At 65.0% G+C, this 23,823-nt stretch carries 26 protein-coding genes; 11 read left to right on the plus strand and 15 right to left on the minus strand.

Translation table 11 applies throughout. From position 1 onward, the window contains the following. Window positions 1-9: 9 nt before the first annotated feature. On the plus strand, window positions 10-1,731 hold the full coding sequence (ctaD, locus tag BWQ92_RS20800) for an aa3-type cytochrome oxidase subunit I (protein ID WP_076802852.1): 1,722 nt from the start codon (window positions 10-12) through the stop codon (window positions 1,729-1,731). Next, window positions 1,728-2,129 carry a cytochrome c oxidase subunit 4 gene (locus BWQ92_RS20805; RefSeq protein WP_076802853.1) on the plus strand — a complete coding sequence of 134 codons (402 nt, stop codon included), beginning with the start codon at window positions 1,728-1,730 and terminating at the stop codon, window positions 2,127-2,129. The genes ctaD and BWQ92_RS20805 overlap by 4 nt, the downstream gene beginning before the upstream one ends. A gap of 127 nt (window positions 2,130-2,256) precedes the next feature. Here the strand turns inward: BWQ92_RS20805 and BWQ92_RS20810 are convergent, their stop codons facing one another. Then, window positions 2,257-2,550, minus strand: coding sequence for an HPr family phosphocarrier protein (locus BWQ92_RS20810; protein ID WP_076802854.1), 294 nt, complete (start codon window positions 2,548-2,550; stop codon window positions 2,257-2,259). A 187-nt stretch (window positions 2,551-2,737) separates the two neighbouring features. On the opposite strand from BWQ92_RS20810, the gene BWQ92_RS20815 reads away from it, so the two are divergent. Further along, window positions 2,738-3,529, plus strand: coding sequence for a GntR family transcriptional regulator (locus tag BWQ92_RS20815; RefSeq protein ID WP_076802855.1), 792 nt, complete (start codon window positions 2,738-2,740; stop codon window positions 3,527-3,529). A gap of 140 nt (window positions 3,530-3,669) precedes the next feature. On the opposite strand, the gene qcrB is transcribed toward BWQ92_RS20815, so the two are convergent. The 4 genes from qcrB to ctaE all read right to left on the minus strand — a co-directional run bounded on the left by qcrB (window position 3,670) and on the right by ctaE (window position 8,033). After that, window positions 3,670-5,340, minus strand: coding sequence for a cytochrome bc1 complex cytochrome b subunit (gene qcrB / locus BWQ92_RS20820; RefSeq protein ID WP_076802857.1), 1,671 nt, complete (start codon window positions 5,338-5,340; stop codon window positions 3,670-3,672). Beyond that, window positions 5,318-6,388: a cytochrome bc1 complex Rieske iron-sulfur subunit gene (gene qcrA, locus BWQ92_RS20825; protein WP_076802859.1), complete on the minus strand. Its 1,071-nt coding sequence runs from the start codon at window positions 6,386-6,388 to the stop codon at window positions 5,318-5,320. Before qcrA ends, qcrB begins: the two co-directional genes overlap by 23 nt. Window positions 6,389-6,489: 101 nt before the next feature. Then, window positions 6,490-7,278: a cytochrome bc1 complex diheme cytochrome c subunit gene (gene qcrC / locus BWQ92_RS20830; protein ID WP_076802861.1), complete on the minus strand. Its 789-nt coding sequence runs from the start codon at window positions 7,276-7,278 to the stop codon at window positions 6,490-6,492. Between the two features lie 86 nt (window positions 7,279-7,364). After that, window positions 7,365-8,033: an aa3-type cytochrome oxidase subunit III gene (gene ctaE, locus BWQ92_RS20835; protein WP_377956925.1), complete on the minus strand. Its 669-nt coding sequence runs from the start codon at window positions 8,031-8,033 to the stop codon at window positions 7,365-7,367. 118 nt (window positions 8,034-8,151) lie between these two features. Here ctaE and trpD point away from each other — a divergent pair, with 118 nt between their 5' ends. Beyond that, window positions 8,152-9,210, plus strand: coding sequence for an anthranilate phosphoribosyltransferase (gene trpD / locus BWQ92_RS20840; RefSeq protein ID WP_076802865.1), 1,059 nt, complete (start codon window positions 8,152-8,154; stop codon window positions 9,208-9,210). Between the two features lie 85 nt (window positions 9,211-9,295). Here trpD and BWQ92_RS20845 read toward each other — a convergent pair whose 3' ends face one another. Then, a complete protein-coding gene (locus BWQ92_RS20845) occupies window positions 9,296-9,577 on the minus strand; it encodes an Lrp/AsnC family transcriptional regulator (RefSeq protein ID WP_003800871.1) in 282 nt (93 codons plus the stop codon). A gap of 105 nt (window positions 9,578-9,682) precedes the next feature. Next, window positions 9,683-10,093: a DUF3054 domain-containing protein gene (locus BWQ92_RS20850; RefSeq protein ID WP_076802867.1), complete on the minus strand. Its 411-nt coding sequence runs from the start codon at window positions 10,091-10,093 to the stop codon at window positions 9,683-9,685. Window positions 10,094-10,192: 99 nt separating this feature from the next. Here BWQ92_RS20850 and BWQ92_RS20855 point away from each other — a divergent pair, with 99 nt between their 5' ends. The 3 genes from BWQ92_RS20855 (at window position 10,193) to BWQ92_RS20865 (ending at window position 11,907) form a co-directional block, all read left to right on the plus strand. Continuing rightward, complete coding sequence (locus tag BWQ92_RS20855) at window positions 10,193-10,576, plus strand: VOC family protein (RefSeq protein WP_076802869.1); 384 nt, start codon at window positions 10,193-10,195, stop codon at window positions 10,574-10,576. 111 nt (window positions 10,577-10,687) lie between these two features. After that, the gene (locus BWQ92_RS20860) at window positions 10,688-11,161 is read left to right on the plus strand and encodes a VOC family protein (protein ID WP_076803874.1); all 474 of its coding nucleotides are present in this window, start codon (window positions 10,688-10,690) and stop codon (window positions 11,159-11,161) included. An 83-nt stretch (window positions 11,162-11,244) separates the two neighbouring features. Then, window positions 11,245-11,907 (plus strand): cyclodeaminase/cyclohydrolase family protein, encoded by a 663-nt coding sequence (locus BWQ92_RS20865; protein ID WP_076802871.1) that lies wholly within the window; start codon window positions 11,245-11,247, stop codon window positions 11,905-11,907. On the opposite strand, the gene BWQ92_RS23680 is transcribed toward BWQ92_RS20865, so the two are convergent. Both BWQ92_RS23680 and BWQ92_RS20870 read right to left on the minus strand, forming a co-directional pair. Further along, window positions 11,908-12,144 (minus strand): hypothetical protein, encoded by a 237-nt coding sequence (locus BWQ92_RS23680; protein WP_157365220.1) that lies wholly within the window; start codon window positions 12,142-12,144, stop codon window positions 11,908-11,910. A gap of 94 nt (window positions 12,145-12,238) precedes the next feature. Further along, window positions 12,239-13,003, minus strand: a complete 765-nt coding sequence (locus BWQ92_RS20870; protein ID WP_236783016.1) for an MBL fold metallo-hydrolase — start codon at window positions 13,001-13,003, stop codon at window positions 12,239-12,241. Between the two features lie 103 nt (window positions 13,004-13,106). On the opposite strand from BWQ92_RS20870, the gene BWQ92_RS20875 reads away from it, so the two are divergent. Beyond that, on the plus strand, window positions 13,107-13,739 hold the full coding sequence (locus BWQ92_RS20875; RefSeq protein WP_076802875.1) for a dihydrofolate reductase family protein: 633 nt from the start codon (window positions 13,107-13,109) through the stop codon (window positions 13,737-13,739). 30 nt (window positions 13,740-13,769) lie between these two features. Here BWQ92_RS20875 and BWQ92_RS20880 read toward each other — a convergent pair whose 3' ends face one another. Continuing rightward, the gene (locus BWQ92_RS20880; RefSeq protein ID WP_076802877.1) at window positions 13,770-14,678 is read right to left on the minus strand and encodes a LysR family transcriptional regulator; all 909 of its coding nucleotides are present in this window, start codon (window positions 14,676-14,678) and stop codon (window positions 13,770-13,772) included. A 70-nt stretch (window positions 14,679-14,748) separates the two neighbouring features. Between BWQ92_RS20880 and BWQ92_RS20885 the strand changes: the two genes are divergently transcribed. Both BWQ92_RS20885 and BWQ92_RS20890 read left to right on the plus strand, forming a co-directional pair. Then, window positions 14,749-15,348: a short chain dehydrogenase gene (locus BWQ92_RS20885; RefSeq protein ID WP_076802879.1), complete on the plus strand. Its 600-nt coding sequence runs from the start codon at window positions 14,749-14,751 to the stop codon at window positions 15,346-15,348. Further along, a complete protein-coding gene (locus tag BWQ92_RS20890) occupies window positions 15,345-16,298 on the plus strand; it encodes a DMT family transporter (protein WP_076802880.1) in 954 nt (317 codons plus the stop codon). Before BWQ92_RS20885 ends, BWQ92_RS20890 begins: the two co-directional genes overlap by 4 nt. Before the next feature lie 124 nt (window positions 16,299-16,422). On the opposite strand, the gene BWQ92_RS20895 is transcribed toward BWQ92_RS20890, so the two are convergent. From BWQ92_RS20895 to BWQ92_RS20915, 5 genes are all read right to left on the minus strand, one after another. Next, window positions 16,423-17,022 (minus strand): class I SAM-dependent methyltransferase, encoded by a 600-nt coding sequence (locus BWQ92_RS20895; RefSeq protein ID WP_236783017.1) that lies wholly within the window; start codon window positions 17,020-17,022, stop codon window positions 16,423-16,425. A 411-nt stretch (window positions 17,023-17,433) separates the two neighbouring features. Continuing rightward, window positions 17,434-18,102: a GntR family transcriptional regulator gene (locus BWQ92_RS20900; RefSeq protein WP_076802884.1), complete on the minus strand. Its 669-nt coding sequence runs from the start codon at window positions 18,100-18,102 to the stop codon at window positions 17,434-17,436. A gap of 41 nt (window positions 18,103-18,143) precedes the next feature. Then, the gene (locus tag BWQ92_RS20905) at window positions 18,144-19,130 is read right to left on the minus strand and encodes an ornithine cyclodeaminase family protein (protein ID WP_076802886.1); all 987 of its coding nucleotides are present in this window, start codon (window positions 19,128-19,130) and stop codon (window positions 18,144-18,146) included. Window positions 19,131-19,169: 39 nt separating this feature from the next. After that, window positions 19,170-20,504, minus strand: a complete 1,335-nt coding sequence (locus BWQ92_RS20910; RefSeq protein ID WP_076802888.1) for an amidohydrolase family protein — start codon at window positions 20,502-20,504, stop codon at window positions 19,170-19,172. A gap of 163 nt (window positions 20,505-20,667) precedes the next feature. Then, window positions 20,668-22,155 (minus strand): amidohydrolase family protein, encoded by a 1,488-nt coding sequence (locus tag BWQ92_RS20915; protein ID WP_076802890.1) that lies wholly within the window; start codon window positions 22,153-22,155, stop codon window positions 20,668-20,670. Window positions 22,156-22,343: 188 nt separating this feature from the next. Between BWQ92_RS20915 and BWQ92_RS20920 the strand changes: the two genes are divergently transcribed. Then, a complete protein-coding gene (locus tag BWQ92_RS20920) occupies window positions 22,344-23,810 on the plus strand; it encodes a DUF3100 domain-containing protein (RefSeq protein ID WP_236783018.1) in 1,467 nt (488 codons plus the stop codon). Window positions 23,811-23,823: the final 13 nt, after the last annotated feature.

Here is a 23,823-nt window from a genome sequence, read left to right on the forward strand (position 1 = left end):
GGAAGCGAAGTGGCTACTTACACCCAGACCCCCGGGATCCTCGAGGCTCCCGTAGTCCCCAAATCCAAGGGACGCATCGTCGTCAACTGGATCACCTCCACCGACCACAAGACCATCGGGTACATGTACCTGATCGCGTCCTTTGTGTTCTTCTGCTTCGGCGGCGTGATGGCCCTGCTCATTCGTGCCGAACTCTTCGAACCCGGTATGCAGATCCTGCAGACCAAGGAACAGTACAACCAGCTGTTCACCATGCACGGCACTGTCATGCTGCTCATGTTCGCCACCCCGCTCTTTGCCGGCTTCGCGAACGTGATCATGCCCCTGCAGATCGGCGCGCCCGACGTGGCGTTCCCCCGACTGAACGCGCTGGCCTTCTGGTTCTTCCTGTTTGGCTCCACCATCGCTGTATCCGGTTTCATCACCCCGCAGGGTGCTGCATCGTTCGGCTGGTTCGCCTACGCACCGCTCTCCAACACCACCTTCAGCCCCGGCGTCGGCGGTGACCTCTGGGTCTTCGGCCTGGCACTGTCCGGCTTCGGCACCATCCTGGGCGCGGTCAACTTCATCACCACGATCATCTGCATGCGTGCCCCGGGCATGACCATGTGGCGCATGCCGATCTTCACCTGGAACACGCTTGTCACGGCCATCCTGGTCCTGATGGCGTTCCCGCCGCTGGCAGCAGCCCTCTTCGCCCTCGGCGCGGACCGCCGCTTCGGCGCCCACATCTTCGACCCGGAGAACGGCGGCGCCGTCCTGTGGCAGCACCTGTTCTGGTTCTTCGGCCACCCCGAGGTGTACATCATCGCGCTTCCGTTCTTCGGCATCGTGTCCGAGATCTTCCCGGTCTTCAGCCGGAAGCCGATCTTCGGCTACAAGGGCCTGGTCTACGCGACCATCGCGATTGCCGCACTGTCCGTGACCGTGTGGGCGCACCACATGTACGTCACCGGTTCCGTGCTGCTGCCGTTCTTCGCTTTCATGACCATGCTGATCGCTGTCCCGACGGGCGTGAAGTTCTTCAACTGGATCGGCACCATGTGGCGCGGTTCGCTGACGTTCGAGACCCCGATGCTGTGGAGCATCGGCTTCCTTATCACGTTCCTCTTCGGCGGCCTGACGGGCATCATCCTGGCCTCCCCGCCGCTGGACTTCCACGTCTCCGACTCCTACTTCGTGGTGGCCCACTTCCACTACGTGGTGTTCGGCACCGTGGTGTTCGCGATGTTCGCAGGCTTCTACTTCTGGTGGCCGAAGTGGACGGGCAAGATGCTCAACGAGCGCCTCGGCAAGATCCACTTCTGGCTCCTGTTCCTGGGCTTCCACGGCACCTTCCTGATCCAGCACTGGCTCGGCGTCGAGGGCATGCCCCGCCGCTACGCGGACTACCTGGTGGAGGACAACTTCACCTGGATGAACCAGTTCTCCACCGTCGCCTCGTTCGTCCTCGGCGCGTCCCTGATCCCGTTCTTCTGGAACGTCTACATCACGGCACGCAACGCGGAGAAGGTTCAGGTGGACGACCCCTGGGGCTTCGGCGCCTCCCTGGAGTGGGCAACGTCCTGCCCGCCGCCGCGGCACAACTTCACGTCCCTGCCGCGCATCCGCTCCGAGCGTCCGGCGCTGGACCTGCACCACCCCGAGCTCTCCCAGTCACACACCGTTGAGTCGCCGGCACCTGCAGCAAGCGTGCTCGGCAACGCTGATCAGAAGGACACCGCGCAATGAGAATCGAGTCATGGATTTTTGGGGCAGGAGTTTTCTTCTTCGTTCCGGTTTCGATCATCTACGGCTTCCTCACCAACTGGTCTGAGTGGGTCGGCATCCTGGGCATCCTCCTTGTAGGCGGCCTGGCAGGCATGATCGGTGCCTACCTCGGGTTCACCGGCAAGCGCGTGGGCATGCGCCCCGAGGACCGTGCGGACGCTGAAATCCACGAAGGTGCCGGCGAGCAGGGCCACTTCAGCCCCTGGAGCTGGTGGCCGCTGGTTCTCGGCCTCGCCTGCGCGGCAGGATTCCTCGGCCTGGCCGTGGGTTTCTGGATCGTCTTCATCGCCGGCGGCATGGCGCTGGTGGCCCTCGTAGGCTGGGTCTACGAGTACAGCCGCGGAGACCACGCACACTAGTGGCCTAGTTCCACACAGCCTGGTTTTACAGAACGACGGCGGGCCCCACCGAAAAGGTGGGGCCCGCCGTCGTACTTTTGTTCTGCCGTCTTTTACATCACGGGTAACAGATGCAGCCTGCCCGGGTTCAGCTGGCCTTCTGCGATGCCAGCAGATCCACGAGGCCTGCAAGGGCGGCCTCGGCTTCACCGAGGCTCCTGCCGGCAGGGAGGGCCGCTTCTTTGACCGCGAGCTCGACCTCACAGCCGTAGTTGAAGTCGGCAGTCATGACCTCGAGCAGGGACCGGGCATCGACGGCGTCAATGCCGTCCTTGCGGATGGTCACCGGCAACCCTGTCTCCGTGACCGCGCGGACGAACACCGCTGCGGGCCGGGCATGCAGGCCGATGGCCGCAGAAACTATTGCCTTACGAACGGGCAACTGGACTCCTTCATCTGGGACGGGATGGCACATTGGGGGGAAGCCACCGTCGTCTTCCTTCTTTTTGTTCGTCCTTAAGAATATCGGCCCCGTTGCCGGCAATTGGCCAGGGGAGCAGCCTGGTCTAGACCTGTGGCCGCGTTGGCTTACCCTTGAAGTGTGAGCATGCATTACAGGAGCGGCCGCCGTGGCTGCTAACGTAGCCGCCATTGCCGGTGAAATCGACCGGACCAGCGGGACCCCCATTTACGTTCAGCTCCGCGAGATCCTCAGGAGCTACATTGCAACGTCGTGCCCGCCGGGCTCGGCGCTGCCTTCCGAGCGGGACCTGGCCGAGCGCTTCGGCCTGGCCCGGATGACCGTTCGCCAGGCCATCGACGCCCTGGTGGGGGAGGAGGTCATCGATCGTGTGGTCGGCCTGGGCACTTTCGTCCGGAAACCCAAGCTGGACCTGCAGGTCAAGCTGACCTCCTACAGCGAAGAGATGCAGCGCCGCGGCATGGTGCCGGCGGCGAAGGTCCTGAGCTTCGAGCAGATCGCCGCCAGCGCCTTCCTGGCCCGCGAACTGCAGCTGGAGGAGGGAACGCCCCTGGTGCGGTTCCGGCGCCTTCTGCTGGCCGATAACGAGCCGATGAGCGTGGATGAAAACTTCATCCCTGCCCACCGGGTGCCGGGGCTGCTCGACGGCGAACCGCCGACGTCGCTGTACAACGTCCTGAGTGAGCAGTTCGGGCTGGTCATGGAATGGGGCGAGGACATGATCGAGGCCACGGCTGCATCACCTTCCACCGCCCGTCTGCTCAATGTGGAGATCGGGGCGCCGCTGCTGAAGATCCAGCGGCATGCCTTCGTTGCCCGGGCCATGGTGGACTACTCCGTGTCCTACTACCGGGCGGACCGGTACAAGCTGTGGGTGCCGCTGCAGCGCCCCGGCGTACGGCCTACCCGCAACTACGCGTCGGGTTACCGGCAGCAGTAGCCTGTCCGCCGCCTGCGGCTGAAGGCGACGAACCCGTACCTTCCGTAACACACTCCGCACACAGAAAAGGCCCGGTCCTGGTGGACCGGGCCTTTTTCTTGGTGGAGCTGGGTGCAGCTGCGGCCGTGTGGCGTGGCTTGCTAGTGGCTCAGGGTCTTCTGTCCCCCGCCGGCTTCAACTGCTTCATGGTGGCCGTGGCCGGCTTCCAGCTCGGCAGGTGTTGCGGGAGCAACGCGGTCCTCGAAGAACCAGCGGGACAGCTTCGCGCGGCGGTTTTCCTTGCGGGTGACCACGCCGTGCTCGTTCGGCTGGGCCGGAATCGGTGCGGGCGACTCGAAGCCAACAAGCTTGTAGCGCTTGTACTCGTCGAGCGGTGCGTGCACCTCGATGAATTCACCGTGCGGGAGGCGGACGATACGTCCGGTCTCGCGGCCGTGCAGCGCGATTTCACGGTCCTTGCGCTGCAGCGCCAGGGCCACCCGCTTGGTCACGACGAAAGCGATAATCGGGCCGAGGAAGAACAGCGCGCGCAGCCAGTAGGTGACGTCGTTCAGCGACACGTGGAAGTGCGTGGCGATGAGGTCGGAGCTTGCAGCTGCCCACATGACGCAGTAGAACGTGAAACCGGCCATGCCGATCGCCGTACGGGTGGGAGCGTTGCGCGGGCGGTCCAGGACGTGGTGCTCGCGGTTGTCCTTGGTGATCCAGCGTTCGATCCACGGGTAGGTGAACAGCACGGTGAACACGATGCCTGCGGGCACGAGGGCCGGAAGCAGCACGTTCAGAGTGAGCACCTGGCCGAAGATCACGTATTCGAAGTGGAAGTCGTTGATCACACCCGGCATCAGGCGCAGGGCGCCGTCAACCCAGCCGATGTACCAGTCAGGCTGGGTGCCTGCGGACACGGGGGAGGGGTCGTACGGACCGTAGTTCCAGATCGGGTTGATGGTGAAGAACGCCGCCATGAGGGCGATGACACCGAACACGATGAAGAAGAACCCGCCGGCCTTCGCAGCGTAAACCGGGCCCAGGGGGTAGCCGACGACGTTGTGGTCGTTGCGGCCCGGGCCGGGGTACTGGGTGTGCTTGTGCACGACAACCATGAAGAGGTGGATGACGATCATCAGCAGGATCAGGGCCGGCACCAGCAGGATGTGCAGCGTGTACAGACGGCCGATGATGACCGTGCCCGGGAACTCGCCGCCAAAGAGGAAGAACGAGATGTAGGTGCCGATCACGGGGATCGACTTGATCACGCCGTCGATGATGCGCAGGCCGTTGCCGGACAGCAGGTCATCGGGGAGGGAGTAGCCGGTGAAGCCGGCCGCCATGGCCAGGATCAGCAGGACGCCGCCCACCACCCAGTTCATCTCACGGGGCTTGCGGAATGCGCCGGTGAAGAACACGCGGAGCATGTGGACCGCGACAGAGGCCACGAACAGCAGGGCTGCCCAGTGGTGGACCTGGCGCATGAACAGGCCGCCACGGACGTCGAAGGAGATGTCCAGCGACGAGCTGTAGGCCACGGACATTTCAACGTTCTTCAGCGGCGTGTACGAGCCGTTGTAGTGCGTCTCCGCCATGGACGGGTCGAAGAAGAATGTCAGGAACGTACCGGACATCAGCAGGACGACGAAGGAGTACAGCGCCACCTCGCCGAACATGAAGGACCAGTGGTCCGGAAAGACCTTGCGGCCGAATTCGCGGAGGATTCCCGATCCGCCGACGCGCTCGTCGACGAAATCAGTGAAGCGTCCGACTTTGGTGTTGGCTACGTACGCGGGGGCTTCAGCTGTTGATGCTGCGCTCATGCTCATCACGCTCCCAGTAACTTGGTCCTACAGGTTCTTTGAAGTCGCTGGTCGCGACCAGGTAGCCCTCGTCGTCAACTGCGATGGGCAGCTGCGGGAGCGGGCGGCTGGCCGGGCCGAAGATAACCTTGCATTCCTGGGTGAGGTCGAAGGTTGACTGGTGGCACGGGCACAGCAGGTGGTGCGTCTGCTGCTCGTAGAGAGCAACAGGGCAACCGACGTGGGTGCAGATCTTGGAGTAAGCAACGATGCCGTTGTAGCCCCAGCTCTCGCGGCCCTCGGAGGGGTTGAGCGAAGCCGGATCGAGGCGCATCAGCAGAACGACGGCCTTGGCCTTCTCGTTCAGCTTGCCTTCGTGCAGTTCGTTGAGGCCTTCCGGGATGACGTGGAAGGCGGAACCGATGGTGACATCCGAGGCCTTGATGGGGGTTCCATCGGGGTCGCGGGTGAGGCGCTTGAGCTTGCCGTCCTGCGGGGCCCACATGGTGTGCGCCAGCTTGTCGTCCGGGCGCGGTCCCAGGTCACCGAAAACGGCGAGGGCCGGCAGCGGTGCAAGGGCAACTGCGCCAAGGAGGGTGTTGCGGATGAGGGGACGGCGCTTGATGCCCGTTTCCTCCACGATGTCATCCACGATCCGGACGGCCGCCTGGCGGTCGTCCTCGGTGCGGATTGCGTGGCGCTCCTCGGAGACCTCGTGGTCCGGCATGAGGGCCTTGGCCCAGTGCACGATGCCGGTGCCAATGCCGAGCATGGCAAATGCCGTTCCGATTCCCAGCAGTGCGTTCTGCAGCCGGATGGTGGCAATGCTGGAGTCATCTCCCAGGTCGATGGCGAAGTACGCCACCAGGAAGATCGCAGTGCCAATGACTGAGGTTGCGAACAGAGCGGCAACCTGCCGTTCTGCGCGCTTGGCGGCTTTCGGGTCCGTGTCAGCCAGGCGCAACCGGTGCGGGGGAATTCCAGGATCCTGGAATTTCTCCACCTCATGCTGACCAGCCGTAGCTACGGTGCCCGAGTGGTTCGGACTGCCGTCACTATGGTTGCCCATGATTCGCCTCATCCTTCTCTCGTCTCGGCCTTTGCCGAGTTAATGTTCAGTTCCAAACCTGCTGAGCAATCAGCAGGACATATATTTCGTGCCGGGTTTGGCTAGGACGTGCGGGACGTCAGCCAGATGGTGAAGGCGATGATGACGCCGAGGCCGGCAATCCACACGAACAGACCTTCGGAAACCGGGCCCAGTGCACCCAGGTCTGCGCCGCCCGGGGAGCCGTTGGTCTCGATCTGCTTCAGGAAGGTGATGATGTCGCGCTTGCCTTCAGGCGTGATGTTCGAGTCGCTGAACACCGGCATGTTTTGCGGACCGGTGGCCATGGCCTCGTAGATGTGCTTGCCACTGACATCGGCCAGTGCCGGAGCGAACTTGCCGCGGGTCAGCGCACCGCCGGCTGCGGCTGCGTTGTGGCACATGGCGCAGTTCACGCGGAACAGCTCGCCGCCTTCGGCGGCATTGCCCTTCTCGTCCAGGTACTCCTCGGCGGGAATGGCCGGTCCGGCGCCCAGCGACGCCACGTAGGCGGACAGCTGGTGGGTCTGGGTCTCGTTGAACTGGGCAGGCTTCTTGTAGGCCTGGGGACCGTTCATCTGCATGGGCATGCGGCCGGTGCCGACCTGGAAGTCAACAGCGGCGGCGCCGACACCAACCAGGGAGGGACCGTCCTGCGTGCCGCCGGCACCCATGCCGTGGCAGGTGGCGCAGTTGGCTTCGAAGAGCTTCTCGCCTTCCTGGGTATCGCTGGCGGTGAACTCTGCAGTGCTGGCTTTGGCCTCGTTGACGTTGGTGGCAACGGCGTACAGCCCACCAGTGAGGAGGAGGCCCATCAACAGCAGGGCTATTGCTGCCAGTGGGTGACGTCGCTTCTGCGAGAGTGCCTTCACGTGGTGGTTCCTTTATTCGATCGTGCGTCGGCTCCGGGAGCCGCTTCTAAAATTCGGTCTCTTGGGTAAGAGGGGGAGGTGCTGGGCTACTGGAGGACGTAGATGACCAGGAAGAGGCCAATCCACACGACGTCCACGAAGTGCCAGTAGTAAGAGGTGACGATTGCCGACGTCGCCTCAAAGTGGCCGAACTTCTTTGCAGCGAAGGAGCGGCCCATGATGAGCAGGAAGGCAACCAGGCCGCCGATGACGTGCAGGCCGTGGAAGCCGGTGGTCATGTAGAAGGCGGAGCCGTAGGCGTTGGAGGAGAGCGACACGTGCTCGGACACCAGCATGGCGTATTCCATGGTCTGGCCGGCAACAAAGAATGCACCCATGAGGAACGTGAGGGTGAACCACTCGTTCATGCCCCACCGGGTGAACTGCAGTGCACCGCCGCTGCGGCGCGGCTGGAGCCTCTCGGCGGCGAAGACGCCCATCTGGCAGGTGAAGGAACTTGCCACGAGGACGATCGTGTTAACAAGCGCAAAGGGGAAGTTGAGCTTGGCCGTCTCTTCCGCCCACATCTGGCCGGAAGTGGACCGGAGTGTGAAGTACATGGCGAAGAGGCCGGCGAAGAACATCAACTCGCTGGAGAGCCAGACGACGGTCCCGACGGAGACCATATTCGGGCGGTTCAGCGTGGGGTGCGCAGGGGTACTGGGGGCATGGGTCGCAGATGTCACATAGACATTATGTCTGCAAAACTCCGCCATGCCCAACGCAAACCGCCTTTTGCGGAGACTTTTTCTACAAAGACGCGAAATCGTGCTGAAAAGTTCCTGCCGGGGTTCACATTGGTCTTTGCAAGCGGCACCTCGATAGCATCAGGAGGTGACTTCACAGGTATCGGCACCGGCGGCAGGCAACACCTGGCCGCGCCTCATCTCGGCACTGTTGAACGGCGAACACCTGAGCGCGGACAGTACGGCGTGGGCCATGGACAACATCATGTCGGGGGCCGCAACGCCTGTGCAGATTGCCGGTTTCCTGGTGGCGCTGCGGGCCAAGGGCGAGACCGTGGAGGAGATCGCCGGCCTGGTCGATGCCATGGTGTCCCATGCCAATCCCATCTCCATCTCCGGTGAAAAACTCGACATCGTGGGCACCGGTGGTGACCAACTTAACACCGTCAACATCTCCACCATGGCTGCCCTTGTCTGTGCCGGAGCGGGCGCCAAGGTGGTTAAGCACGGCAACCGCGCGGCGTCGTCGTCGTCCGGTTCCGCAGACGTTTTGGAGGCGTTGGGGGTGCGCCTTGACCTGCCCATAGCCGCCGTCGCCCGCAACGCCGAGGAGGCGGGCATCACGTTCTGCTTCGCGCAGGTCTTCCACCCGTCGTTCCGCCACACCGCCGTGCCCCGGCGGGAGCTCGCCATCCCCACTGCCTTCAATTTCTTGGGCCCCCTCACGAACCCCGCCCGCGTGCAGGCCTCTGCCGTCGGCGTGGCGAACGCCCGCATGGCGCCGCTGGTGGCCGGCGTCCTGGCCCGGCGCGGCAGCCGCGGCCTGGTGTTCCGGGGGAGCGACGGCCTGGATGAACTCACCACAACCGGCCCGTCCACAGTGTGGGAGATCCGGGGCGGAGAGGTGACCGAACAGACGTTCTCGCCCCAGGACCTGGGAATCCCCCAGGCGACCGTTGAGCAGCTGCGGGGCGGTGACGCGCAGGCGAATGCGGCCGTCGTCCGCAGTGTCCTGGCCGGTGAAGCAGGTCCGGTCAGGGACGCGGTCCTGCTGAACGCGGCGGCGGGCCTGGTGGCATATGACCTTCAGGCCGACGGTCCGCTCACCGACCGCATGAAGCTTGCCCTGGGCCGGGCTGCGGAATCCATTGGGTCAGGCGCGGCCACCGCCGTCCTCGAGAAGTGGGTCAGCCTTTCGCAGGCCTGAGACGGAACTGCTTTCAGGGCAGTACGGCGGAGGGGCCATGCACCTGCAGGTGCATGGCCCCTCCGCTGTAAGTCCGGCAGCTTTGCTATTCTTCGAACCCCAGCGCGAAGGCGGCATCGAGGTCGTGCTGTGAGTATGCCCGGAACGCGATGTGCGTGGTGGTGTGCACCACCGCGGGCACCTTGGAGAGCTTGTCCGCGATGACGTCGGCAAGATCCTCGTGCTGGGCCACCCGCGCCACGGCGATCAGGTCCCATTCGCCTGTCACGGAGTAAACCTCGCTGATGCCCTCAATGGCGGAAATCTCCTCGGCCGTTTCGGGGATGCGTGAGGCGTCTGTCTTGATCAGGACGAATGCGGTGATCACTGTGAACCCTTCCGGATCTGTTGAGCTGTGCTGCCAGCCTAGTACAGGGCGGGTGGCCGCCGGGAACTCCTGTGCCCTGTGACGCGCCGCACCGGGAGCCGGTCCTCAGGCGCGGCGGCGTGCCCGGAGCCGGAGGGCCATGGCGACAACGAGGCGGTAGCCGAGGAGGAGTACGGCCAGGCTCAGCAGGGCAACGATCACAAAGGGCAGGACCACTGTCTGCCCCGTGAGCGCCCGCAGCGCCATTCCGATGGCCACGGCGCCGAGCCATACCGCCACCCCGGCCGGCCACAGCGCCAGGGGCCGCCGCCAGAGCCGCAGGAGCAGCCAGGCGACGGCCGCTCCGGCCAGGAACGGCCAGGCGGTACTGAGGATTCCGGCCACGGACTCACCCCGTGCGTGGGCATCGCGGCCGATGGCGGCAAAGATCAGAATGAGGATGACGTCGGCAGCTGCGGCCGCTGCCGTGAGGGCCGGAACTGCCCGTGTTCCGGGACGGTCTGATGGAGAAGGCATGGTTCCGAGCCTAGCCGTTATGGGCAGGTATTGCCCTGCCGCGCATATGCCGTGACCATGGCAGGCAGGAACCGAACAAGACCGCTTTAAGGAGCCCGCATGAAGGTCATCCAGATTGCGCAGCATGCCGAGGACCTTGACCGCGCGGCCAGGTTCTACACTGCCCTTCTGGGCACCGCGCCGGCGGCGGTCTTCGATCCTCCGGGACTGCTGTTCTTTGATCTCGACGGCGTCCGGCTCCTCTTGGAGCGCGGCGCACCGTCATCGGTGATTTACCTGAACGTCCCGGATGTGCGATCGCAGGTGGCGGAGCTGGAGGTCAGGGGAGTGGAGGTGGTGGGCGCCCCGCATGTGATCTTCCACCACGATGATGCACGGCTGGGCCCGGCGGGCACGGACGAATGGATGGCGTTCATCAGGGACAGCGAAGGCAACACGGTGGGGCTCGTGAGCCATGCAGCGCCTGCGGCGTCCGATGCTTAGGCCCGGCTGGTAGCCATTGTCCTCGGCAACCCGCGCGGCTAGTCTCAGGGCGGAAGATGCAGGAGACGTCCCTCGCCGGGGGCGTCCGGGCTCATGGAGGAGGAAAGCGGCATGCAGAAGATCACACCGTGCCTGTGGTTCGACAAGGAGGCGGAGGAAGCGGCCGAGTACTACGTGTCCGTCTTCGACAATGCCTCGATCGTGAGCGTGTCCCGCTTCGGCGAGGGCGGTCCCGGGCCGGCCGGCCAGGCCGTCGCCGTCGAATTTGAGATCGAGGGCCAGGCTTTCCAGGCTCTGAACGGAGGCCCGGCCTTCTCCTTCAACGAGGCCGTGTCCTTCGTGGTCGATTGCGCCTCGCAGGAAGAGGTCGACCGGTACTGGAACTCCCTGACGGACGGGGGGAGTGAGAGCCAGTGCGGCTGGCTCAAGGACCGGTACGGAGTTTCGTGGCAGATAGTGCCCAAGGTCCTTGGCCAGCTCATCAACGGGCCGGACGCCGCCGGCGCCCAGCGCGCCGTCCAGGCGATGCTCGGGATGCAGAAGCTGGACATTGCTGGACTCCAGCGGGCTTACGACGGCGGTTAGTACCCCGGGCGGCCGGCCCACCCGTTGACCGCAACGGCCTGTCGTACTGTCTGCCCGCGCCCGGCGTGGGGCAGACTGGTGCCATGAGTGATGCTTCCGAGGCGGTTACGACCCAGAGTTCAACGGTTGAGGACTGGACGCAGGCTTTGGCGCAGTCCGTTGGTTCCCCGGGAGGCGGCGCCGGGGCGGGTGTGATGCTTGCCATCGCTGCATCACTGGCCTCCATGGTGGCCGGTTACACGGAGGCTGACGGGCGCCAGCAGCAAGAACTGGCCGATGTCCACGCCCGGGTGCGTTCACTGCGGGAGACTGCCCTGCGGCTGGCCGATGAGGACGCTTCAGCTTCCCGGGAATTCGGCGCGGCGTTCCGGCTGGATCGGGGCCCCGCGCGTGAGGAAGCCATACGCCGGGCATCCGTGAACGCCGCCAAGGCATCTGCCGTCCTCGGCGAGCGAGCCATCGACGCCATTGCGGACCTGGAGTGGCTGGCTGCCAACGGCAACCGGGCGCTTGTCGCCGACGTCGTGGTTGCGCTTGGCGCCCTCAGGGCAGCGGTGACCGGGGCACGGACCAACGTCAGTTTCGATCTCGCCGCCCTCACGTCCGCAGGACGCACCCTTGAACAGATCCGGGAAGAGCAGCCGGCCCTCTGGTCGACGGTTGAGAGTCTTGACGACGCCGTCGACCGGATCGACCGCCTGACTGACGAAGTGCATCAGCGTTCGGCCCCAACCGGTGCCGGCTGACTACTGGGCAAGCTCGTCGGATTCCGGCAAAAGGAATACGCTCTGGCCCAGTGCGGAGCCGTACAGCCTCCGCGGTTCGCAGCCCGACGCCGCGATCCAGACCAGCGTCCCGGAGGGCGTGGCTGTTTCCACGTAACCAACGCGGATCACAGTTCCGGCTTCCTCCACACGGACCTTCTTTCCCAGCAGGTCGGGCGAATCGTGAGTAGTGCTTGCAGTAAAAGTCCCCGGCGTCACTGTCGGTGGCTCCCTTGGTCTGAACGGCATTGCCCCGGCATCTTGCGCGGCCGGGGTGAAATAAATGAATGCCATTCATTTTAGCCCTCCGCTATCAACTCCGCAATGCTGCCAGGGCATCGGCCAGCGGCATCCGCAGGGCGGGGCCATGGCCCGGCAGCACCGCCGAGGCATCTATTCCGTCCAGTCGGTGGGTTTCCTCGAGCGCCTGCCCGGGATTGGAGTGGAACATTGGATCCAGCATCTGGGGTCCGTTTTTCCGGCTGAGCGGGTGTCCGCTGACGAATGAGTCACCGACTGCAATCACCCCTGCTTCCCGAAGGAGGACTGCGGCATTGCCCGGCGTATGCCCCGGCAATGGGACGGCTTCGGGCTTGCCCGGCAGGTTCTGCAGCGTGTCCGGGTCCCAGGCCTGCGCGTCCGTCGCCGGCCTCGCTTTGAGGGCCCCTGCCTGGATGACGTGCGTCATCCAGCGGAAGACGCGGGGCCGCCAGGCGCGGACGATGACCTGGCCAAATGTGACCTGGTGCTTTTCCTTCCCTTGCACGTGGGCCAATTCATCCGGGGCGCACAGGATGGGCGTGCCGTAGGTCTCGGAGAAATAGGCAGCTGAGCCGGTGTGGTCGACGTGGCCGTGCGTGATGAGCATGGCTTTGGCATCGGCGGGCCGCAGGCCAAGACGGCGGATGGATCCCAGGACAAGGGGGCGGTCAGCCGGATAACCGCTGTCGATGAGCATGAATCCGGCCGCGTCGCGGACCACGATCCAGTTCGACGCCGGCCCTTCGACGAAAAAGATACCGGGCGCCGGTTCCGAAGTGCGTGCGGCAGGGTCCCAAACGGGGGAAAGGTGTTTCACGATGCACATCCTAGCCATGGGGCCGGTGCCTGTGCTTGTCTGTAGCGATGTAGCCCGGATCGCTTCCGGAGTCCGTGGCCGTCCTTCGATGAGGTGACACGACATGCAGTTGACGACAACGACCAACGTCTCGGTGGTCGGCGTGATGCAGGGGTTGGGCGGGCCCGACGAGGACCGCAGCGGAGGCTTTGACCGCGGCGGGTGGGCCATCCCGTTACTCGACGCCGAAACAGGGGACTACCTCAACCAGGTTTACGGCAGCGCGGAGGCATTCCTCTTCGGCCGCCGGACGTACGAAATATTCGCCGGGTACTGGGGAGTGCTGCCGGATCCGGGCGCCAATCCGATTGCTGCCGCCCTGAACAGCCGGCCCAAGTATGTGGTGTCCACCACCCTGACGGGCCCGCGGTGGGAGGGCACGTCTGTTCTGCACGGCGACGTCGCCACCGCCGTCGGAGAGTTGAAGGATAAGCACGACGGCGTGCTGCTGGTTCCCGGCAGCGGCGCCCTGGTCCGGTGGCTGTTGGCCAACGAGCTGGTGGACCAGCTCGAACTGGTGACCTATCCCGTCGTCGTCGGCCAGGGTACGCGGCTGTTCCCGGATTCCGGACCCGACCTCGCGCTCGAGCTGGTCAGCTCGCGGACTACCTCGCGGGGCATCACCATCCAGGCCTATCGGCCCCATGGGCGTCCGGAGTACGCAACCTCCACTGCCGATCCAGAGAACGTCTTCTAGCCGCGTCTTCTCACTGCAGACTGCAGGGCTTCAGGATTGGGTGAGCAGGCTGGGCGGGGTGCTGGTCCGGATTAGCTTGGTGAAGTAGCCACGGGAGAAGTCGGCGAAAGCGGCAGCGTGCGGGTGGGGGTCGGCCATGGGCCACAACATGGAAACGTCGACGGGCGGTGAGTCTTCCACCGGTAAGTAGGCGACGCCCGGATGCTGGTAGCTGTAGGCCGTCGCCACCGAGGTCACGCCCACAGCGTCGCCGAGTGCAATGCGCGAAAGCCATTCGTCGGAGTTGCTGACAGTAATGGTCCGTGGAGTGTGGCTCAGGTGCTCCCACAGCCTGGCCGTTGCTGTCGGTGCTGTTGAGCAGACCGCGAGCGGGCCGGCGGCGAGATCTGAGAGTGACAGGGCAGTCTCGGTGGCGGGCGGATCGTTGGTCGCCACGCCGGCGACGAGGCTTTCGGTGAACAGCGTTGTTGAGCGCAGTCCTGCGGCGGTTTCGGCCAGGGGCATGGCGCGGCGGATAATCGCGACGTCGATCTCCCGGTTCAGCAGTGCTGATTCGGGGTCGTTGGGCCGGCTGGGTTCAACGGGTACTTCGCTGATGCTGCGCCACTGCTGCAGGAGCGGAACAGTGTGGGACCCGAGGCCTGCCCAGGCCCATCCGAGCCGCAGCGGGCGGTTCCCGTCGTCGTGCAGGCTGGCTAAAGCGTTATCCAGCTGTACCAGCAGGACCCGGGCCTCGGCCGCGAGCCGCTGACCGGCCGGCGTGAACCTGACCCAGCGAGTGGAGCGGTCAACCAGCGGGACGCCGGCAATCTGCTCCAGCTGTGCAATGGTCCGGGACAGTGTGGGCTGGGTTGTGCCCAAAACAGCAGCCGCGGTGGTGAAGGTGTCCGACTCGTGGAGAGTGACCAGCGCCCGGAGGTGACGCAGCTCCACATTCATGCGTCCAGCGTATAGCAGGTGCCGGTGAATGTATTTCCCTCCGCCGAGGGGGAGTCCTTACCGTAGCGGCATGCGAATCATGATTATCGGAGCAGCAGGCAAAGCCGGCCAGGCGGTCCACCAGCATTTGGCAGAATTGGGCCACGAGATCGTCACCGTCGGGCGAAGCTCGGGCGATATCCGGTGTGACATCACGGACCCCGCCCAGGTCGATCGGCTGTGGGAGCAGTCCGGCCCTGTGGATGCGGTGGTCTGTGCCGCCGGAGAGGTTCCTTACGCCACGATTGATGAACTCGGCCCTGCGGATTATCAGGCGGCCTTTACCCAGAAGGCTCTCGCGCAGATCAACGTCGTCCGGACCGGGCTCGCCCATGTCGCAGAACGGGGATCGTTCACACTGATCAGCGGCATTCCTTCCCGGGACCCTGTGGTGTCTTCTGCTGCCGCGGCCATGGCCAACGGGGCCATCGAAGCCTTTGTCCGCGCTGCCGCCCTGGAGATCGCGCCCAGGCGGATCAATGTGGTGAGCCCCTCGGTGTTCACCGAGAGCCTGGGGGATTATGGCGACTTCTTCCCCGGCTTCGCCCCGGTTCCGGTGGCCGATGTTGCGCGGGGATACCGGAAAGCGGTGGAAGGCGCCGGAACCGGGCAGGTCATCGCCCTGCCATGACACCGGCACGCACAACCGCCGTCGCAGCCTATGCCACCCTGGGCACCGTGTGGGGCTTCAACTTCGTCTTCATGCACATGGCGTCGCCGTACATCAGCGCAGAACAGACCACCCTGCTGCGGATCGCCTTCGGCCTCGTGCCTGTGGTGGTATTCGCACTCGTTAAGCGCGCCTTCGCCTGGCGGCACCTGCGGCATACGCATCATTTCGTGGTGATGTCGGTCCTGGCCACGGGCCTGTACTACTACGCCTATGCAGCCGGAACCTACCGGCTCGACAGCGGCATCGCTGGGGCCCTGAGCGGTTCGATTCCGTTGTTCGCGTTCCTGGCAGCGGTCGTGGCGCTGCGGACCGAGCCGTTCACGGTCCGGAAAGCCGCGGGGCTGGCGATCGGCGCGCTCGGGGTGGTCGTGCTGGCCCGGCCCTGGGCCGCCGGTGCCGTCGACACCACCGGCGTGCTGTACATGCTGCTCGGCTCGGCCAGCCTTGGCGCCTCGTTCGCTTACGCCCGGCGCTTCATCAGCCCGCTCGGTATCCCTGCCGCAGCCTCGGCGACCTACCAAATGGTCCTGGCAGGGGCCAGCCTGACAGTGGTCACCGACCTGGACGGCATCACCGCGATCATGGACGACCCGCTCGCCCTTGCGGGGGTAGCACTGGGGCTCGGAGCGATTGGCACCGGGCTGGCATTTATCCTCTACTACATCACCATTGCCAGGCTGGGTGCGCTGACTGCCTCCACCGCCACCTACATCCCGCCCGTGGTCGCCGTCATCATCGGTGCCACCTTCCTCCGCGAGCCTGTCCTTCCCACAACGATCCTCGCGATCGTCCTCATACTCGCCGCCGCCGGCGTTATTCAGATGCCGTTTAGCGGCGGACGGCTGCGGCCCGGTGGCTATGTGCGGAAACGGGAACCGCGAACGTGCAGTACCAATACTGAAGCGTAAAGCGGCACCATTTCGGCTGCGAAACTCCTGGCCGCGATGAGCGCTGCGCGGCCAGGCAAGGATGCCATGGAACTGCTAGAGATTGCTGGGCGGGGGAGTAGGGGGTCTATCCATGCCTCTGGCCTTATCGGGCAATCGCGGCAATGGCTGCGTGCGGTCGTTTGCCGTGATCCTGACGCGTTTCGATGTCGAGGACGTCAAACCCGGCATCATCCAATAGGCGGCTCATCTGGTCTATGGACCAGTAGTACGCCTTGGCAATTGCATGATCGAGCGGCTTGGCTGACACGCCTTCGAAAAAGCCGGCGAGCAGGTGCCCTTGTGGCCCCAGAACCCTTGCGAGTTCGGAGAGAACCTGGGGTAGCTCCGCCGGGGCCAGATGAATGAGGGAGTACCAGGCCAGCACGCCATTGAGGCTGCCGTCGGCCAGGTCGAGGGCACGGAGTGAGGAAACCTGATAGGGAACGTCGGGAAAGCGGATGCGGGCGTTTTCTATGAACTCAGGAACGAGGTCGATGCCTGTGATTTCGACACCCCGTTTGTGAAGAAAGTCCGTCCAATGTCCCGGGCCGCATCCTGCGTCGATGACAGGACCGCTTAGCTGCTCGGACCATCGTTCAATGCGGCGACGGTCAAGCTCATGCATGTCTTCGACGGTGCCGAGGACACTCGTGTATTCCGCCGCACGTGAGGCGTAGGCACGTCGAACTAGAGCATCAGTCACGCAACAAGTGTAGGTAGGACAAGAGGAGGGGCCACCGTGCATCGGACGCAGCAGTAACTGTTCTACTTTACATAATGCTGATTATCGGCGTTCTAGGCCGAAGCGTGAGAGTGGGCGCCTAAGCTTTCGTGGCCACCGGCCGGCATGGCCGCACGCTGCAGCTGAGATCCGCGGTTTTCTGCGCCTGTCACGGCATTTGCCGTCAGGAATCCAGCCGTGAATTGCCTCGCGGCCGGCAAGCGCCGGCTTCGCGGCCGTGTGCGACGTCGTATGCCGTATCGGCCAGGTATCCGGCGCACAGACGGCGTGCGTTGCAACGCCGTCAAACCCCTCGACGGTCCCCAAGCGGCGGCACGCTGAGTTCCGTTTACTTGACATAACGTCGCACTCTCAACGCAGCCGGACGCCGGCTCAGCCCTCAGGCAGGCGTCCGGCCAGGCCCTGGAGCGACGGTGCCCGGCCCAGTTCGACGTGGGCGAAAGCCAGCGCCGCTGCCAGTTCGGCCTTGCCGTCATAGATCGCCTGGCACAGGCTGAGGTGTTCCGCGCACTGTACCTGCGGATCACGGTGCCCGGTCAGGGTGAAGAGCCACTGCATCCGCCCCAGCAGGGGCTTCATGGAGTACTCCAGCAAAGAATTGCCACCCATCGACACGATCTCCGCATGCAGCGCCGTATTGAGCAGCGGTATCTGCGCATCGTCATGCCTCAGCGTTGCCTCTTCCGCCTGGTCCATCATTTGCCGCAGCCGGGACGATGAGCCGCCGCGGGCTGCAGCCTGGGCCGCGAGACGAGCTGCGAGAACTTCGAGGCTCAGCCTGACGTCAAAGAGTTCGTTGACGTCTTTCAGCGTGATCTGCTTTACCGTGGCCCCGCGCCGTGGCGAGGTATCAATGAAACCTTCAGCTTCCAGCTGCTGCAGGGCCTCCCGCACGGGGACCCGGGAAACGTCGAGGGCCTGGGACAGCTCGCGTTCCCTGAGCCGGGATCCCGGCGCAAACTCACCGGAGATGATCAGCTCGCGGATCCGTGCCCGGGTGGTGTCCGCCGAGGACGAGGGAGATTCCGCCTGGACTGTCATTGGTGCCTCCCGCTCTTCCCGGCGTCTTCATTCCGCCCGCCTCAGTTATTCAGCTCCACGTGGGTGCCGATCCCCTGGTTGAGCGCAGCGTCGTACAGGAGCCGGCCGATGGCCAGATCCTGCAGACCGATACCCACCGAATTGAACAAGGTTACGTCCTCGTCCGCCAGGCGCCCTGCTTTTGTCCCGGCCGCCACGTCACCGAGTTCGGCTTTCACGTCGTCGAAAGTCATCACGCCTTCCGCCACCGGGATGACCAGTCCCCCGGATTTCGCCTTTGCCGTGGCAAGGCTGTCCACGAATACCCGCGCCCGCACCATGCCGGCTGAATCGATCTCCCGGTGGTCCGGCCGGGGGCGGGACCCGACGGCGTTGACGTGCAGTCCTGGCCGGAACCACTCCCCCTTCACCAGCGGTTCAACTGCCGGCGTGAGGGTGCACAGGACGTCGGCGCCTTCCACGACTTCCCGGACACTGGAGGCACGCGCGATGTTGAGCCCGTACCGGGAAACCTCGTGGCAGAAGGCTTCGACGGTGGCCGCCGAACGGGACCACACCACAACGTTCTCAATAGGCAGCACGGCAAGCATGGCTTCCACATGGGCCACAGCCAGGGCCCCGGCACCCACGAGCCCCAACGTGGTGCTGCCGGGCCTCGCGAGGAGCTTCGTGGCGACGGCACTGGCGGCTGCAGTGCGGACCCGGGTGGGTACTTTGCCGTCGAGGATGGCCAGGGTTTCGCCGGTCAGCTGGGACACGAGCATGATCGTGGACCGCTGCGTGGGCAGGTTGGCCGCCCCGTTGGCCGGGATGTCTGCCAGCAGCTTCACGGAGGCGAGTTCCTCGGTGCCGGACAGCGCCGCCATCGGCAAAAACCTCGCATCGGAGGACGGCAGCACGAGCGAAGCAGGCGCCGGCTGGACTGCCGTCCCCCGGCTGAGGCCGGCAAAGACGCGTTCGACGGCGGCGATGGTCCCCGGCATGTCGGCCAGGGCCTGGAGCTCGGAAGCAGTGAGGATCAGGGTCATGGATCGCTTTCTGGATAAGGGGGCGGTCAGGGCGGGAGGTTAGAAGTCGTTCCGCACCAGGACACCCTGCGCCACGACGGCACTGATTTGTTCCAGCGCCGTGGCACTGCTGAGCGGATCTGCGTTCACGATGACGGCGTCGGCATAGGAACCGCGGACCAGACGCCCGGCATCGGCGCTCCAGCCCAGCAGGGCGGCGGCATTGACCGTCGCCGCCCGCAGGGCATCCAGCGGTGAAAGCCCGGCCTCAACAAGCAGGCGCACCTCGGTGCCGATCGGCGTCACCTCGGACCCGAAGGAATCGGTCCCCGCCACGACCGTCACACCGGCTTCGTGGGCTGCCCGCACCGCTTCCTTGATGATGGGCGTGTATTCCCGGCCCCGCGCCGCCAGAACGGGGTCGGAGGATCCTGCCATGCTGGTGATGGCGTCCAGGGTGGGCGTGAAGTACGTCCCGCGGCTGGCCATCCGGGAGATGGTCTGCTCGGTTACGAAGACGCCATGCTCGATGCTGCGCACACCCGCGCGCACTGCACCGTCGATCCCCTCCGCGCTGTACGCGTGGCAGAGGACACCCGCTTTGCCTGCGGCTGCGACCACCGCGGACAGCTGGTCGTAGTCGTAGACGAGTTCCCGTGGATCCTGCTCCGGAAGACCCGCCCGTGGATTGGCCCGGGTCTTGAGGACCTTGGCGCCCCGTTTGAGGTTGACGCGGGCGAGGTAAGCGAGGTCCGCAGGTTCGGTGACTCTCCCGTGCAGGGCTGCAAGCGGCCCAAGGTCCGGGTCCGCCAGGAGCGACTCCCCCAGCTCGGGCGAAATGAACAGTCCTGCCGGGCTCATCCGGGGCGACGCGCCGGCCGCCCACTCGGGAAGGGCGGCCAGGGCCACGTCCTGGTAGAAGCTGCTGGATCCGCTCCTGACGCTGGTCGCCCCGCCCTGCAGGATGGTGGCAGCATCGGACAGTGCATTGGCATGCACGTGCACGTCGATGAGGCCCGGAACCACCCAGCGGCCGGAGGCGTCCACTGTCGTGGCCCTGCCTGCCAGGGCGGCGACGGCACGCCGCGTTTCGTCACGGCTGCCGACGGCTCTGACCCGGCCTTCTTCGAGAACGAGGACGCCGTCTTCCACTGCATTGCCCGTCTTGGGGTCCACGATGGTCCCGCCCTCGATGATCATGGGCGTAGGTGAAGCCGGGCGCCTGCGACTGGAGTTTGAGGCGTTGCCTGCTGCCTCGGCCGCGGGTGCGCTGCCGAGCTGCGCGGCAAGGCTCGCCATTGAGATTCCGGCCAGCGCGGCCGCCCCGGCCAGAATGCCGCGTCGCGGGACGGCAGCTGCGGGAGGGGCGGCCGGGGTGTGGTCGTGCAGGCACATTGTTCTCTCCAAAGGGGGTGGGCCCGCTACAGGAGCGGGGTCTCGTCAGTAAGTCAGGGACGGGGTGTACTGCCAAGCGCCAGGGAGCTGCCGCTCCGGGTTGCAGCCGAGATCGAATGACCTCAGGATACTGGTTTTGGTATACCAAAACAATAGCGGTGGACTAGCTGCTTGGCGTCGTCATCGCAATCCGCGCGGGCCGGTACACGGGCGGAAAGAGCTGGTCCGGCTCTCTGCGCTGTACGTCCCGCTCGGAGTAGGCAGCCCGCATCCGGTCGAAGAGCAGCTGCCCGTCGGCGCGCAGCGCCTCGAGGTCTACGCCGGGCAGGGCGCCCCCAATGACGACGGGACGTCCCGCCACGAACGTGTCTGTCACTTGGCGCGCCGTGCCGTTCAGGACCAGGGTCCGCAGGGGATCCTCGACGACGCCGTCGCCAAAATGTCCCAGCGAGACCACGGCGATGTCGGCCTGCATCCCGGGGGCAAGCCGGCCCAGGTCAGCCCGGCCGAGGGCGCGTGCTCCGCCCAGGGTGGCTGCGTCGAAGTAATCCGCCAGGCTTCCGGCGTCGGGCCGTTCCTCCACGAGCCGGGCCAGGTGCATGCCGACGTCGATGCCCCGCACAAGGTCCGGCGGGAAGGAGTCGGTGCCCAGGCACAAGTTGACGCCTGCCGCGCGGAATCGGTCGAACGAGACCAGCTGCTTCTGGTACCGGAAGGAGGTCAGCGGGCAGTGGACGATGCTGACGCTATGTCTGGCGAGCAGGTCCAGCGGCCCTCCTGGGGCAACTGCGTCGGGGTCCTTGCCGTCGATCACCACGCCGTGCGGAATGAGCAGGCGGGTGCCGAAAAGTCCCGTCGATTCAAGGAGTTCGAGGACTCCCCTGCCTGCGGACTGTACCAGGAGCCCGTCCTCCATCGGGGACTGGAGGCAGTGGAGGCGGACGATTGCGTCCCTTTCGCGGGCGATGCGTGCTGTTTCCCGCATGATGTTTTCGGAGAGGGTCTCGATGCGGCATGGCAGTAATACCCCGGTGACGAGCGGGTCCGCGAGGCCGGCAGCGTAGTCCAGGAATCTTTCGGCGTCGCGGAGTCCCGCGATCCCCTCGGGTTCATCGAAAAGGACGGCGCGGGTTCCTTCGGCGGTGGTGGTGTGGACGCCGGACCGGTAAGCCGGCCCGAGGAAGCCGCGGAGCCCCATGCGCCGGCTGGTCTCCGCCATGTCCACCAGCTCCTCGAAGCTTTCGGCCCAGGAACTGTGGATCTCGGAGGCAATCGGCATGTAGGTCGTGACCCCGTGCAGGGCGAGCTGTGCCAGGGCGAACTCGCGGACCTTCGCCCGCTCAGCCCTCGTGAACACATCCCGGCGGCGGTTGGCAAAGTAGTCCTCGGACCACAGGTGGCCGGGCGCCACGCCGGGCGAAGCCCAGGAGTCGAGAATGAGGTGGTCGATGTCCGCCAGCGCATCAAGGTCAATCAGGCCGGGCATGATCAGGCTCTGCCCATAGTTGTGTTCCTCGTCCACTGGTCCGCCGTAGTTTTGGCCCACGAAGACGATCGCGTCACCGCGGAACACGACTTCCCCGTCCTCAATGAGCGTGTGCTGGTTTCCGTCAGAGCCCAGGACGTATCGGGCTGAGATTTTCGTGAACATGTGTGCCTCCTTGCACAGGTGGGACTTGCACAGGTGTGAGGATTTTTCCCGCCATCGGAAGAATGTGACTTGCCTCTCACTGAAAGCGAGTATACAGTCATTTGGTATACCAGCGGGATGAAGAGCTCCCGGTCCCCAGAACTCACTCCACCAGTTCCTCCCCAAAAACTCTTTGAAAGGCACGCGTCATGCGCAATGAAGCGAAGACCACAGCCAACTCCCCGACCGCCCTGCTCGACCCAGCACAACCACGTCCTTTCCGCGCCCACCCCGCCATATGGCTGGCAATGATCGGAATCTCGACGGCCGTTTGTGCCCTTGCCATCATGGTCGGGACCCACAAGTTCCACCTTGGTCCGGCCGCGATCGTCCTGATGCCCATCCTCTGGACTGTTCTCATCGGAGGATTCCTTGGTATCCAGAAATGGAGGCCAATCGGCGGGCGGGCACGGGCCGTGTCCACCCACCTGATGGACGTGTCCATCGTCTTCTTCCTCGCAGGCCTAGGCAGCCAAATAGGCCCGTCGCTGACCAAGTTCACTAATATCGGACCCGCAATCCTCCTTCAGGAAGTCGGCCACGTGGTGGGCACGGTAATCCTCGCTCTGCCGGTGGCAGTTGCGCTCGGGTTGGGCCGCACGGCCATCGGAGCCACCTGGTCCATCGACCGTGAGTCCTATCTTGCCTTCGCCATTCAACGCTTCGGGGTACGCTCCCCGGAGTACCGCGGCGTCTTCGGCGTGTGGGTGCTCGGCAGCGTCTTCGGCGCCGTCTTCATCTCCCTCCTGGCCGGCCTCCTAGGCGGACTGGACTTCTTTGACCCGCGGGCCCTCGCGCTGGGCCTCGGCCTCGGGTCCGCCTCGATGATGCTTGGCGGCGTCGGCGCCCTGTCCATCCTGTATCCGGAGATGGCAGGGGAAATCATGGCGCTCGCGGCCCTGTCCAACCTCGTCACCAACATCGTCGGCTTCTACGCAGGCGTGTTCATCGCACTGCCGATGTGCCAGAAGCTCTACCGGATGTGGTCCCGTATCTTTGGCCGTGACGACCTCGGCCGGCGCATCAGGGGGCCGGTCATGGCCAGTGCTCTCGGCGGAATGAATGCTGTTGGAGCAAGGAGCGGGGCCAGCGCAAAGCCGGCCGGCGCGGCAGCTGATCCGGATGAGGAACCGGACGCAGAAACCGTGGATGTCAACGGCGTCGAGGAGGACCCCACCGTTGTCCGGACACCGTGGACGTGGCTCACCGCCTTTGCCGCGGCGGGCGTGGCGGGTGTGCTGCTCAACGCCCTCGGCACCGGCTCCCTGCGGCCCCTGGATGTGGTCGGCGTGCTCATCCTCCTCGCCCTGACCGCCGTCGCTCTTGTCCTTGCCAAGCTCGTCCCGGCGGTCCCGTCCAGCATCTGGGTGCTGGCCCTGGCCACCCTTGCCTCCGCGACCTTCATGCCCATCGGCCCGTTCATTGCTTCCGCCACGCACAACATCAACGTCCTGTTTGCCGGCCTGCCCATGATTGCCCTCATCGGCATGTCGCTCGGCCGGGACGTCAAGGCTCTGCGGTCACTGAGCTGGAAGATCATCGTCGTCGCACTGATGACGTTCACGGCGAGCTTCGTAGCCGCGGCAGCCATCGCGCAGGTTGCACTGAACTTCTAGTACGAAAGGAATG

Origin of the sequence: Arthrobacter sp. QXT-31 (assembly GCF_001969265.1) — a bacterium.
GTDB lineage: Bacteria > Actinomycetota > Actinomycetes > Actinomycetales > Micrococcaceae > Arthrobacter.